The organism is Achromobacter sp. (genome assembly GCF_049647645.1).
Taxonomy (GTDB): domain Bacteria; phylum Pseudomonadota; class Gammaproteobacteria; order Burkholderiales; family Burkholderiaceae_B; genus Achromobacter.
This window is the reverse complement of record NZ_JBARYB010000245.1, coordinates 1-10,926: the sequence shown is the minus strand read 5'-3', so window position 1 is coordinate 10,926 and position 10,926 is coordinate 1. Positions and strand designations below refer to the sequence as shown.

Sequence of the window (10,926 nt, the reverse complement as noted above, 5' to 3'; positions counted from 1 at the left end):
GTACACGGCGCCCGACCGCGCCTGCACCCTGCCGGCTGCGTCGGGGCAGCGTTCCATGTCGCCATCGAACACGTCGGCGTAGCGGTACACGCCCAGGGCCGTGGGCGCCAGGCCCAGCGCCTGCAAGGCGCGGCGGTTGGCGCCGATCAGGAGGTCGCCCTGGAAGGCGAGCAGGCCCTCGCCCGGCGCGCCCAGTCCGGAGTGGTCCACGTGCAGCCGCAGCACGGCGTGCTGCTCGTAGGCTTGTTCAAACAAACGGTGCTCGATCAGGTCCACGGCGGCGCGCACCAATTCCAGCACGTCCGGCCGCAGGTCGCGCGCCGGGCTGGACAGGTCCAGCACGCCCAGCGTGCGGCCTTCGCTATCGGTGATGGGGACGGCCGCGCAGGTCAGGATGCGGTTAGGTTCGAAATAGTGTTCCGCGCCATGCACGGCGATGGGGCGGCCTTCCACCAGCGCGGTGCCGATGGCGTTGGTGCCTGCGGCCGCTTCGTCCCAGGGCGCGCCGGGCATCAGCGCCACGCGCGACGCGCGCTGCGCGAAACCGGTGTCGCCGTCGGAGTCCAGCACCAGGCCTTGCGCGTCGGACAGGATCACCAGGCCGTCGCTGCCGCAGGCCTCGCGGCGCAGCATGGACATGGCGGGTTCGGACAGCCGGCGCAGCGCCTCATTGCGCTGCTGGGCCTCGCGCAGTTCGCCCTGGGTCATGAGCTCGGCGCGGCGCACACCGCGCATATCGAAGCCCAGGTCGGCGCAGCGCCGCCACGATCGCAGGATGGGCTCTGCGACCATGCCGCCGGGCACCGCGCCTTGCTGGTTGAACAGCAGGCGCGCTTGCGTCAGCGCGTGCTGACGGGAATGAGTGGCCATGCATGTCTCCTGGGACAAGCGTTCTGCGACACCTGTTCCGCGACGATGTCGCAAAAAGCGACAGGGAGGGAGCCCCCTCGCCGCGCCGCTGTGCGGGCTGGCTGCCCCTGGGGGAGCTGGCCCGCCTTGGGGCGGCCCGGCGGCGAGCCGGCCCTCGAGGGGCATTGCTGCACGTCGCCCCGTTCTGGAAACCTACTTTCGCATGCAAGCCGCAGGCTGTCCAGCGGGGAAGCACCGACTGGCACGCTCCTTGCTTGATACAGGACAGGCAGCCGACTGCCGCTATCCCACAATACCGGAGACAAGCATGGACATCGCGACCCGCATCACCCCCGACTCCTACGGCACGCGCCTGGACCTGAAGACCCAGTACGACAACTTCATCGACGGCAAATGGCAGAAGCCCGCCGACGGCGAATACTTCGACAACGTCACGCCGGTCACGGGCCAGGTGCTGACGCGCAATGCGCGTTCGAAGGAACGCGACATCGAACTGGCGCTGGACGCCGCGCACCGCGCCGCGCCTAAATGGGGTGCAACCCCGGCGGCGCAGCGCGCCCACATGCTGATGCAGATCGCCGATGTGATGGAAGCGAACCTGGAGCGCCTGGCCACGGCCGAAACCTGGGACAACGGCAAGCCCATCCGCGAAGCGCGCGCCGCCGACATTCCGCTGGCGATCGACCACTTCCGCTATTTTGCTTCTTGCATCCGCAGCCAGGAAGGCGGGCTGTCCGAGATCGACAGCGACACGGTCGCCTACCACTTCAATGAACCGCTCGGCGTGGTCGGCCAGATCATTCCCTGGAACTTCCCCATCCTGATGGCGGCGTGGAAGCTGGCGCCGGCCCTGGCCGCCGGCAACTGCGTGGTGCTCAAGCCCGCCGAGCAGACGCCGCTGGGCATCCTGCTGCTGATGGAACTGATCGGCGACATCCTGCCCCCGGGCGTGATCAACGTGGTCACGGGCTTCGGCCTGGAAGCCGGCAAACCGCTGGCCTCGAACAAGCGCATCGCCAAGATCGCCTTCACCGGCGAGACCACCACCGGCCGCCTCATCATGCAGTACGCCTCGCAGAACATCATTCCGGTCACGCTGGAGCTGGGCGGCAAGTCGCCCAACATCTTCTTTGCCGACGTGGCCGCGCAAGATGACGATTTCCTCGACAAGGCGGTCGAAGGCTTCGTCATGTTCGCGCTGAACCAGGGCGAGGTCTGCACCTGCCCCAGCCGCGCGCTGATCCAGGAATCCCTGTACGACAAGTTCATGGAGCGCGCCCTGAAGCGCGTCGCCGAGATCAAGCAGGGCAATCCGCTGGACGCGGACACCATGCTGGGCGCGCAAGCCTCCACCGAACAACTGGAGAAGATCCTGTCGTACCTGGACATCGGCAAGCAGGAAGGCGCCGACGTGCTGGCCGGCGGCTCGCGCGCGCAGCTGCAGGGCGCGCTGGAAGGCGGCTATTACGTGCAGCCCACGGTGTTCAAGGGCCACAACAAGATGCGCGTATTCCAGGAAGAGATCTTCGGGCCGGTGGTGGCCGTGACGACCTTCAAGGACGCCGACGACGCGCTGGCCCTGGCCAACGACACGCTCTATGGCCTGGGCGCGGGCGTGTGGTCGCGGGACGCCAATACCTGCTATCGCATGGGACGCGCGATCAAGGCGGGCCGCGTCTGGACCAACTGCTATCACGCCTATCCGGCGCATGCGGCGTTCGGCGGCTACAAGCAGTCTGGCATCGGGCGCGAGAACCACAAGATGATGCTCAACCACTATCAGCAGACCAAGAACCTGCTGGTGAGCTACTCGCCGAAGAAGCTCGGCTTCTTCTGAACCTGCCAGAGCCTGGCGCCGGGCCGCGAGACCCGGCGCGCCTCAAAGGAGCCTGACATGGCAGAGCAAACGCCGCGCGTGGTCGCCACCGACGAGGCGCGCGGCCTGATCGAGACCCTGCGCGCCAAGCATGGCCCGCTGATGTTCCACCAATCCGGCGGCTGCTGCGACGGCAGCTCGCCCATGTGCTACGCCCAGGGCGAATTCATGGTGGGCGGTTCGGACGTGCTGCTGGGCGACTTGGAGGGCTGCCCGTTCTACATGGGCGAGGACCAGTTCGCCTATTGGGAGCACACCCAGCTCATCATTGACGCCGTGCCCGGCCGGGGCGGCGCCTTCTCGCTGGACAGCGCGGAAGGCAAGCGCTTCCTGCTGCGTTCGCGGCTGTACTCGGACGAGGAATGGGCGCGGGTGGCGCCCGTCAGCAGGGGCTGACTCCGGCCCCTGACCAGGTCTGCGCGCCGGGCCCTAGCGGCCCTGCGAGCCGACTTGCGGGCGGCCCTTGTCCGGCGTGCCAGGCCCTGCTGCCTGTTGCCACTGGAACGACACGCGTCGGATGCGCGCGGCCCGGAATTGCGTGAACGAACGGCCGCCCGGCATGGGCGCGCCGCGATAGGCACTGCTGGCGTTTTTCATTGCTGAAGGTAGGGTGAGGAAAAAGCTTGCGCAGGCGGCTCAGGAGCGCGCGGCGGACGAGGTCCAAGCGCTGGCGGGCGCCACGCGGCGGGTCCATTCCAGCGCATCTTCCAGGCGGTCGTTGCCCCAGAACATTTCACCGTCCACAAAAAAGGTCGGCGCGCCGAACAGACCCAGGTTGCGCGCCTGGTCGACCTGGCCGCGCAGCGCTTCCTTGGCGGCTTCGGACTTGCCGCGGGCGATCAGGACATCGGCGTCCAGGCCCAGCTCCGTCAGCAGCCCGTGCACGACGTCCTCGGACTGGATGTCCAGGTCGTGCTGGAAATTGGCGCGGAACACCGCCACGCAGAAATCGCGGCCCCAGGGCTCGTCCTGGCCCAGCAGCGCGATGCGCGCGGGTAGCACGCTCATGCGCGGAAACAGGCGCGGACGGTTGTAGATCAGGCCGTACTTTTCGGCCAGGCGGGCGATATCGCGCATCATGTAGGCGCCCTTGCCCGGGAACAGCCGGAACGGCGTGTCATTCCAGCCCTGGGCCTGAAAGATCGGACCCAGCAGGAAGGGCCGCAGATCGACCCGGACGGCGGCCTCTTGCGCCAGGGCGTCGATGCGTTCTATCGCCAGGTAGCTGTACGGGCTGGCGAAATCGAACCACATCTCGATGCGGGGCGTGTCGGGCAGGGGCGCGGTCATGACTAGGGCTCCGGGGCTGCTAGGAAATTAGCGCGACCTGCGCATCCGGCAGGCCGCTGAGAACGACATCGCGATCGCTGCCGACGGTGATGGAATCACCGGCTTGAAGCACGCTGTCATCGAGGCGCTGGTATTCGGACATCCACAAGGTGCCGGCGTGACACACGATGCGAACGCCCGAAGCGTGTTTGAGCAGCATAGTCGAGCCGCCGGCCAAACGGAATGACATTCCCGCAGTGCAACATACCTGGATCATGGCGTACCCCTGGGCCGCGGCGGCGGCGATCGCGGCGGGTTGCGGGGCTGTGCGCCCTTTACCCGTCGTCTGAGTCTTATTGAACGCCCGGGAGGTACTATTGCTCAAGCGACATTTCCGTCCGACACGCATGAGTTTTACGAATGCCATATCCGCTGGCAAAACTGCCGCCGCTTGATCTGGTCCGAGGCTTCGTGGCCGTGGGCCGCCGCATGAGCATCACCCTGGCCGCGCAGGACCTGCATGTGACGCAGTCAGCCGTGAGCCGCCAGATCCGGGCGCTGGAGGCCCATCTGGGCGTGCCGCTGCTGGTGCGCGGCTTCCGCAGCGTGTCGTTCACCTCCGAAGGCGCGCAGCTGTTCCGCATGGCCGACGTCTGGCTGAGCCAGCTGGGCGACCTGACCGAGCAACTGCGCGCGCCCGAGCGCCGCACGCCCGTCACCGTCACCACGACCATAGGCGTGGCCTCGCTGTGGCTGCTGCCGCGGCTGGGAGACTTCCAGGCGGCGCACCCGCATATCGACGTGCGCGTGGCTGCCGACAACCGGCTGATCGACATCGACCGCGAAAGCGTGGACATCGCCATCCGCTACAGCCTGCGCGACGGCGTGCCGGACAACGCAGCCTGGCTGTTCGGCGAAGCGGTTGTGCCGGTGGCCCACCCTTCGCTCAAGGCCCGGATGCTGGATGCCGAGGAACTGCAACGCCACGTGCTGCTGGAATTCGACGATCCCACGCGCCCCTGGTTGCAATGGTCGGAATGGCTGAACGCGCGCGGGCTGGGCCGGGCGCCCGCCCGAGGCATGCTGCGCTTCAACCAGTACGACCAGATCGTGCACGCGGCGCTGGCGGGCCACGGCATCGCGCTGGGACGGCTGGCGCTGATCGCGCCGATGCTGGCGGACAAACGCCTGGAGGCCGTCGGCGGCCAAGCCGCCAGCGCCACTGAACACGCCTACTGGCTGGTGCGCAACGCGCGCCGCGCCACGCCGGACGCGGACGTAGTCACGCGCTGGCTGATGGAACAAGCAGAAGCCACCGCACGAGCGCTGACGGGCTAATGCAAAGGCGTCGCAACACGCCGCTATACAAATCTTTATAAATTGCGGCGCTGCCTCCTGTAGATTGCGGCCTGCGCCTTTGCGCGGCGGCGGACTTGCCGCCATCCCGACGCAAACAACCGCGGCATCCGCAACCTTGCTCCCAAAAACTTGATGAAGCTATTCCGTTCGGCGCTTGGATGGCAAGACTGGCTCATCAACTTTCAGCGTTCCTTCCTGGTCCTGCTAGCCCCTTGGCTGATCAGCGTGCTGGCGCAAAGCGCCGGACGAAGCTACCTGCTGCTGCGCTATGCCGCGCCGGGGACATATGACGCGCTGCCCCAGGATGTGCGGCGCAGCCTGACCACCGGGCTGCTGTTCGACATCAAGGTCGCCAGCATCGCCTGTTCGGTGCTCCTGCTGTTGTCCATGGCGGCGGCCGCCACGCCCGGCCTGCAACAGCGCTGGCAGCGCTATCTGCCAGGACTGGGCGCGGTCATGGCGACCTTGTTTGCCGCCATCACGATCGTCAGCGTCTTCTACTTCGCCACGTTCTCGCGCTCCATCGACATTTTCGTGTTCGGTTTGGTCGACGACGACACCCACGCCATCCTGATGACCTTGTGGCACGGCTATCCCCTGGCGCAGGCGAGCCTGCTGCTGGCGGTGGTGCTGGCCGGCAGTTGGTGGCTCGGCCGCCGCTGGCGGGCGCGGGTGCAGCGCATGCCGCTCAAGCGCCGCGCCGCCGTGCCCGGCCTGCTGCTATTCGCGCTGATCATGGGCAGCACCGTGGTGGCCTGTAGAGGTTCGCTGGGCAGGTTCCCGCTCAACAAGGACGACACCAGCATTTCGTCGCTGCGCCTGCTCAACGACATCGCGCCCAACGGCATCTCGGCCTTTTCCTGGGCCCTGTCGGACCGCGGCAACGACAAGCGCTTCGAACCCGTCACCGCGCGCGAAGGACGCCTGCTCTACGAGCGCTTCCTCGGTTGGCCGGACCACGGCCTGCGGCCCTTCATGGCCGCAACCGGCCCCAATCCGGCGGCGGCGGCGCGGCCGCCCCACGTAGTGCTGCAGTTGATGGAAAGCATGGGCACCCACCTGAACGCCTATGACGCTCCCGGCCGCGACCTGCTCGGCGCGCTGCGCCCGCATTGGCGCGAAGATTGGCTGTTCGAGCGCTTCGTGGCAGAGGGCAACGGCACCATAGACTCGCTCAGCCGCCTGCTGGTGCGCAGCCCCATTGCTGCCGTGGGCCAATCGTCGGCGGTGGACGCCCCATTCGCCAGCAATGCCTTCACGCCCTTTCTGCAGCGCGGCTACCGGGTTGTCTTCGTCACGTCCGGCGCCGCCACCTGGCGCAACCTCGGCGTCTTCGCCACCAAGCTGGGCGCGCACGAATTCGCGGACCAGCAAACCCTCAGGGCGCGCTATCCCCAAGCCCGGGCGGGAACCTGGGGCGTGCCAGACGAGTACATGTTCCGCTACATCGAGGAGCGTCTGGCGCAAGGCGCCGAGGATGGCCAACCGCTATTCATCGTGGCCTTGTCCACCACCCACCATCCCCCGTTCATCGTGCCGGAAGGCGGCCAGCGGGGCGGCCTGCCCTTGGATGACGTGGCCAGCCTGCCCTATTTCAAGAGCTGGGATGCGTTGGCGGACGCGATCGACACGCTGCGCTATGCCAACGATCAGCTGGGCGGCTTCCTGACCCGGCTGAAAGCCTCTCCCGCCGCTGCCCGCACCATCGTCGCCGTGACCGGCGACCACAACATCCTGGGCATCGACTATCAGGACCCGAAGGACGCAGCGCTGGCGCGCGCCGTGCCGTTCTATCTGTACGTGCCGCCGGCCTATCGATCGCAGGCCCGCTACGACCCTGCGCGCGTGGGCAGCCACAAGGACATCCTGCCCACGCTGTACCACCTGAGCCTGCCGCGAACGCCCTACTTCCGCAGCGGCTGCGACCTGCTGGCCGCGCCGCCCGACCCGGCCTGGTGCTTCGGCTTCAACGACGGGAACGTGACGCTGACGGATGAAGGCGTGTTCCGGCCGGACAAGCCCGGCCGCATCCTGCCCTGGGCAAGCCCGTCGGGACTGGCGCTGGGGGAGGAACAGGACGCCACCGCCGAGCAATGGGCGGAGCAGGTGCGGCTGAACGCCTATCCGCGGCTGCTGCACTGGCAGATCAACTACCAGGTGCAGGAGCTGGGCCGCATGGACCAGGAGCGCTAACCCCTGGAGAGACCAGCGTTTCAGTCGACGCGCACTTCCGCTTCGCCCGCGCGCATGTCGCCGATGACGGCCGCCTGTTCGAAACCGTGCTGGCGGAACAGGTCCAGCACCGCCTGCGCGGCATCCGGCGAACACGCCACCAGCAGGCCACCCGCGGTCTGGGGATCGGTCAGCAAGGCCCGTTCCGTGTCGTTCACGCCCGCGCCCAGGCGCACGGATGCGCCGTAGGACGCCCAGTTGCGGCCGGACGCGCCGGTGATGACGCCGTCCGCGGCAAACGCCTGCACGCCGGGCAGCCAGGGCAACGCATCGCGCCGCACATGCGCCGTCAGTTGCGCGCCGCGCGCCATTTCCAGCGTGTGCCCCAACAGGCCGAAGCCGGTCACGTCGGTGATGGCGTGCACGCCTTCCATGGCGGCCAGCGCCGGGCCCGGCCGGTTCAGGCGCGTGGTCTCGGTGATCATGGCGCGGTAGCCGGCGTCGTCGAGCCGGTTCTTCTTCAGCGCGGCCGACAGGATGCCCACGCCCAGCGCCTTGCCCAGGATCAGCACATCGCCGGCGCGCGCATCGGCATTGCGCTTGATGCGGCCGGGATGCACCAGGCCCATCGCCGCCAGGCCGTAGATGGGTTCGACGGAGTCGATGCTATGGCCGCCGGCCACCGGAATGCCGGCGTCCTTGCAGACCGATTCGCCGCCGCGCAGGATAGCGGCGATGACGCTGTGCGGCAGCACGTTGATCGGCATGCCCACGATGGCCAGCGCCATGATGGGCGTGCCGCCCATCGCGTACACGTCCGACAGCGCGTTGGTCGCGGCGATGCGGCCGAAATCGTAGGGATCGTCGACGATGGGCATGAAGAAGTCGGTGGTGGCGATCAGCGCCTGCTCGTCGTTCAGCCGGTAGACCGCGGCGTCGTCGGCCGTCTCGGTACCCACCAGCAGATCGGGATAGCTGACCGCCGGGCCGAAGCGCTTGAGCAGTTCGGACAGCACGCCGGGCGCGATCTTGCAGCCGCAGCCGCCGCCGTGCGAAAGCGAAGTCAATCGCGGCACCGCCGCGCTGGCAACATCCTGGGTGGTCATTTGAATCTCCGTTGGTCAGTGGAAAAGGATAGCACCGCCCCCACGATTGGCCCTATGATGATCCGGCAGCACGCAGCAACGGACGGCCGCCCGGCCCCGGGCGCACCGACAGCCAATCTTCACCGTGAGTGAGGGCTACATGGATCGCCGACACTTTCTCCGTTTCTCCGGCGCCCTGTGCGCCGCCAGCGCGGCGCTGCCCAGGGCGGCGCGCGCGGAGCTCGCCCCCGTCAGCGCCGAATGGCGCGGCTTTGAACTGAGCACCGACATCACCGTGCAGGACCCGGGCGCGCATGCGCGCATCTGGATTCCGGTTCCCTACGCCACGGACACCCCCTACCAGCGCGGCGCACAAAGCACTTGGCAGGTCAGCGGCGGCGGCAGCGCGCAGCTGACGCAGGCGCCCGGTTACGGCGTGCAGATGCTGGCCGTGCAATGGCCGGATGCGCAAGCGCCGCGCCAGGTCACGGTCACCAGCCGCTTCCAGACCCGCAACCGGCGCGTGGACCTGAGCCAGCCGCCCGCGGCCGGCATCCCGCAGGAAAGCGCGGCGGCGCTGCGCGAATTCCTCCAGCCCACCGCGCTGCTGCCCACCGACGGCATCGTCAAGAGCACGGCCGACCGCATCACCCGCGGCCATCGCGGCGATCTGGCGCAGGCCCGCGCCATTTACGAATGGGTGGTCGAAAACACCTGCAGGACCGCGTCCACCCGCGGCTGCGGCGTGGGCGACGTGCGCTACATGCTCTCGGCCAACGATCTGAACGGCAAATGCGCCGACATCAACGCCCTGTTCGTCGCGCTGGCCCGCGCCGTCGGCATTCCCGCCCGCGACGCCTACGGCCTGCGCGTGGCGGACTCCGAATTCGGCTACAAAAGCCTGGGCAAGGCGGGCGACGTCACCAAGGCGCAGCACTGCCGCGCCGAGTTCTACGCCGCTGGCTACGGCTGGGTGCCCGTGGACCCCGCCGACGTGCGCAAGGTCATGCTGGAAGAGCCTCCCGGCGAACTGCCGCTGTCCGACGCCAAGGTGCGCGCCGCGCGCGTCATGCTGTTCGGCGCCTGGGAGATGAACTGGGTCGCATACAACCATGGCCACGACGTAGTCCTGCCCGGCGCGGCCCACGGCCCCGTGCCCTTCCTCATGTATCCCAATGGCGAAACCGCGGCCGGCCGGCTGGACAGCCTGGATCCCGACAGCTTCAGCTATAAGCTCCGCGCCAAGCCTCTAGCCATCTGAGTCCAGCCACGGGGACTGCCATGATCAGCCGCCGCCTACTCCTGCAGTCCGGCCTGTCGCTGGCGGCCCTGCCCTGGTTTGTCCGGGCCGCCAGCGACGATGCGCTCAAGAAGGCCACCGGTCCGGACTGGGCGCCCTGGACCGCGCCCACGCCGCCGCTGGCCTTGCCTGACCTCTCCGGCCGCGAGAAAAAGCTCTCATCCTGGCGCGGCAATGTGGTCATCGTCAGTTTCTGGGCCACCTCGTGCGAGCCCTGCCGCGACGAAATCCCCATCATGTCCGCCATGGCCAAACGCCATCGCGAGGAAGGCTTGCGCCTGGTGGCGGTCAACGTGGGCGACTCAGCGGCCAAGATCAATACCTTTCTTGCGAAGTGGCCGGTCGCGGGCATCGTGCTGCACGACAGGAACAGCACGGCGTCGAAACAATGGGACGCGGTCGGACTGCCCGCGAACTATCTGGTGGATCGCGGCGGATCCATCCGATATTGGCACCTGGGGCAACTGGACTGGAAATCGGACCGCGTCGGCGGCGTGGTGACGGGGTTGCTGCGAGCCTAGCGCCCTGCGCGAGAAATGGCGGAAGGCAGCAGGAGTCGAACCTACCTGGGAACGTCTGACGCCCCCAACTGGGTTTGAAGCCCAGCCGTGCCACCGGGCACGAATGCCTTCCGCGGTGGCTGCCCATGATACCGGTTACTGCGCCGGGCGCGTGCTGCCGTAAGCGCTTTCCTGGCGCAGCACGTGCGCATCGCGCACCCGCCGCGTGTAGCCCACCCGGTCGAAGAACTCCAAAATCTGGATGGCGCGCTTTCGACCCAGGCCCGTGGCGTCGCGGAACCCCGCGGCGTTCAAGCCCGCCGGCTGCGCCGTCAGGCCTTGCGCCAGCGCCGCCAGCCCGGCCACCTGCTCGCGGTGGTAGAACAGGTCCTTCACTACCTGGGCCACTTCGCCGCGCCGCAACAACTTGCGCAGCAGCTGCCGCACGCGGTCCTCGGGCTCGCCCAGCGTGCGGGCCAGGTCGCGCACCCAGGG

The 10,926-nt window shown here is 68.0% G+C and carries 12 protein-coding genes and 1 tRNA gene; 6 read left to right on the top strand and 7 right to left on the bottom strand.

What is annotated here, in order from left to right:
- The coding region (locus WBB14_RS28385; protein WP_424242707.1) for a sigma-54-dependent Fis family transcriptional regulator at positions 1-870 on the bottom strand (870 nt) is incomplete at its 3' end.
- Between the two features lie 307 nt (positions 871-1,177).
- Between WBB14_RS28385 and adh the strand changes: the two genes are divergently transcribed.
- Both adh and WBB14_RS28375 read left to right on the top strand, forming a co-directional pair.
- Positions 1,178-2,707, top strand: a complete 1,530-nt coding sequence (gene adh / locus WBB14_RS28380; RefSeq protein ID WP_424242706.1) for an aldehyde dehydrogenase — start codon at positions 1,178-1,180, stop codon at positions 2,705-2,707.
- Between the two features lie 57 nt (positions 2,708-2,764).
- Complete coding sequence (locus tag WBB14_RS28375) at positions 2,765-3,142, top strand: DUF779 domain-containing protein (protein WP_424242705.1); 378 nt, start codon at positions 2,765-2,767, stop codon at positions 3,140-3,142.
- 33 nt (positions 3,143-3,175) lie between these two features.
- On the opposite strand, the gene WBB14_RS28370 is transcribed toward WBB14_RS28375, so the two are convergent.
- Genes WBB14_RS28370 through WBB14_RS28360 form a run of 3 tightly spaced genes read right to left on the bottom strand, consistent with a single transcriptional unit; the run spans position 3,176 to position 4,400 of the window.
- Positions 3,176-3,343 carry a hypothetical protein gene (locus WBB14_RS28370; protein ID WP_424242704.1) on the bottom strand — a complete coding sequence of 56 codons (168 nt, stop codon included), beginning with the start codon at positions 3,341-3,343 and terminating at the stop codon, positions 3,176-3,178.
- A gap of 39 nt (positions 3,344-3,382) precedes the next feature.
- Positions 3,383-4,036, bottom strand: a complete 654-nt coding sequence (locus WBB14_RS28365) for a 2-hydroxychromene-2-carboxylate isomerase (RefSeq protein WP_424242703.1) — start codon at positions 4,034-4,036, stop codon at positions 3,383-3,385.
- 19 nt (positions 4,037-4,055) lie between these two features.
- On the bottom strand, positions 4,056-4,400 hold the full coding sequence (locus WBB14_RS28360) for a DUF2917 domain-containing protein (RefSeq protein ID WP_424242702.1): 345 nt from the start codon (positions 4,398-4,400) through the stop codon (positions 4,056-4,058).
- 35 nt (positions 4,401-4,435) lie between these two features.
- On the opposite strand from WBB14_RS28360, the gene WBB14_RS28355 reads away from it, so the two are divergent.
- Both WBB14_RS28355 and WBB14_RS28350 read left to right on the top strand, forming a co-directional pair.
- Complete coding sequence (locus tag WBB14_RS28355; RefSeq protein WP_424242701.1) at positions 4,436-5,353, top strand: LysR substrate-binding domain-containing protein; 918 nt, start codon at positions 4,436-4,438, stop codon at positions 5,351-5,353.
- Positions 5,354-5,506: 153 nt separating this feature from the next.
- The gene (locus WBB14_RS28350) at positions 5,507-7,567 is read left to right on the top strand and encodes an LTA synthase family protein (protein WP_424242700.1); all 2,061 of its coding nucleotides are present in this window, start codon (positions 5,507-5,509) and stop codon (positions 7,565-7,567) included.
- 20 nt (positions 7,568-7,587) lie between these two features.
- On the opposite strand, the gene selD is transcribed toward WBB14_RS28350, so the two are convergent.
- Positions 7,588-8,652 carry a selenide, water dikinase SelD gene (selD, locus tag WBB14_RS28345; protein WP_424242699.1) on the bottom strand — a complete coding sequence of 355 codons (1,065 nt, stop codon included), beginning with the start codon at positions 8,650-8,652 and terminating at the stop codon, positions 7,588-7,590.
- 139 nt (positions 8,653-8,791) lie between these two features.
- Between selD and WBB14_RS28340 the strand changes: the two genes are divergently transcribed.
- Together WBB14_RS28340 and WBB14_RS28335 are read left to right on the top strand one after the other, a co-directional pair.
- Complete coding sequence (locus tag WBB14_RS28340; protein ID WP_424242698.1) at positions 8,792-9,892, top strand: transglutaminase-like domain-containing protein; 1,101 nt, start codon at positions 8,792-8,794, stop codon at positions 9,890-9,892.
- Between the two features lie 20 nt (positions 9,893-9,912).
- A complete protein-coding gene (locus WBB14_RS28335) occupies positions 9,913-10,452 on the top strand; it encodes a TlpA disulfide reductase family protein (protein WP_332014471.1) in 540 nt (179 codons plus the stop codon).
- A 16-nt stretch (positions 10,453-10,468) separates the two neighbouring features.
- Here the strand turns inward: WBB14_RS28335 and WBB14_RS28330 are convergent.
- Together WBB14_RS28330 and WBB14_RS28325 are read right to left on the bottom strand one after the other, a co-directional pair.
- Positions 10,469-10,564: transfer RNA gene (locus tag WBB14_RS28330), tRNA-Sec, on the bottom strand.
- A 23-nt stretch (positions 10,565-10,587) separates the two neighbouring features.
- A partial coding sequence (locus WBB14_RS28325) for a SelB C-terminal domain-containing protein (protein ID WP_424242697.1) occupies positions 10,588-10,926 on the bottom strand: 339 nt, incomplete at its 5' end.

Excerpts from the sequence above, each read along its gene's own strand:
- WBB14_RS28365 (WP_424242703.1), bottom strand. The coding sequence starts at position 4,036 with ATGACCGCGCCCCTGCCCGACACGCCCCGCATCGAGATGTGGTTCGAT.
- WBB14_RS28375 (WP_424242705.1), top strand. The coding sequence starts at position 2,765 with ATGGCAGAGCAAACGCCGCGCGTGGTCGCCACCGACGAGGCGCGCGGC.
- WBB14_RS28355 (WP_424242701.1), top strand. The coding sequence starts at position 4,436 with ATGCCATATCCGCTGGCAAAACTGCCGCCGCTTGATCTGGTCCGAGGC.
- WBB14_RS28340 (WP_424242698.1), top strand. The coding sequence starts at position 8,792 with ATGGATCGCCGACACTTTCTCCGTTTCTCCGGCGCCCTGTGCGCCGCC.
- WBB14_RS28335 (WP_332014471.1), top strand. The coding sequence starts at position 9,913 with ATGATCAGCCGCCGCCTACTCCTGCAGTCCGGCCTGTCGCTGGCGGCC.
- adh (WP_424242706.1), top strand. The coding sequence starts at position 1,178 with ATGGACATCGCGACCCGCATCACCCCCGACTCCTACGGCACGCGCCTG.
- selD (WP_424242699.1), bottom strand. The coding sequence starts at position 8,652 with ATGACCACCCAGGATGTTGCCAGCGCGGCGGTGCCGCGATTGACTTCG.
- WBB14_RS28350 (WP_424242700.1), top strand. The coding sequence starts at position 5,507 with ATGAAGCTATTCCGTTCGGCGCTTGGATGGCAAGACTGGCTCATCAAC.
- WBB14_RS28370 (WP_424242704.1), bottom strand. The coding sequence starts at position 3,343 with ATGAAAAACGCCAGCAGTGCCTATCGCGGCGCGCCCATGCCGGGCGGC.